The organism is Streptomyces sp. BE303, from assembly GCF_036290945.1.
Classification (GTDB): Bacteria; Actinomycetota; Actinomycetes; order Streptomycetales; family Streptomycetaceae; genus Kitasatospora.
The window spans coordinates 1-478 of sequence record NZ_JAQYWZ010000871.1; the positions used below are offsets into that span (position 1 = coordinate 1).

Below are 478 nucleotides of genomic sequence, written 5' to 3' on the forward strand. Positions count from 1 at the left end.
CCGAGGTTCGACTTCACCGACCCCAGCCACAGCGGAACGCCGTGACGACCCTGACCGTAGGTGGCGAGGAGCGCCTGGGCCTCGATCGGGTCACCGAGCGAGGTACCCGTCCCGTGCGCCTCCACCGCGTCCACGTCCCGCGCCGACAGACCCGCCGACTCCAACGCCTGGCGGATCACCCGCTGCTGCGACGGACCGTTCGGCGCGGTCAGACCATTGGACGCACCGTCCTGGTTCACCGCACTGCCCCGCACCACCGCCAGGACCGGGTGCCCCAGACGCTGCGCGTCCGACAACCGCTCCACCAGCAGCATGCCGACACCCTCGCCCCACCCGGTACCGTCCGCGCCCTCGGCGAAGGACTTGCACCGACCGTCGGCCGCGAGGCCCCGCTGCCGCGAGAACCCGACGAACGTCCCCGGCGTCGCCATCACCGTCACGCCACCGGCCAACGCCAGCTCGCACTCCCCACTGCGCA

1 protein-coding gene is annotated in these 478 nt (G+C 72.6%); it reads right to left on the minus strand.

Annotated features, from left to right (window positions below):
• A partial coding sequence (locus tag PUR56_RS31270) for a polyketide synthase (RefSeq protein ID WP_329951444.1) occupies positions 1 to 478 on the minus strand: 478 nt, incomplete at both ends.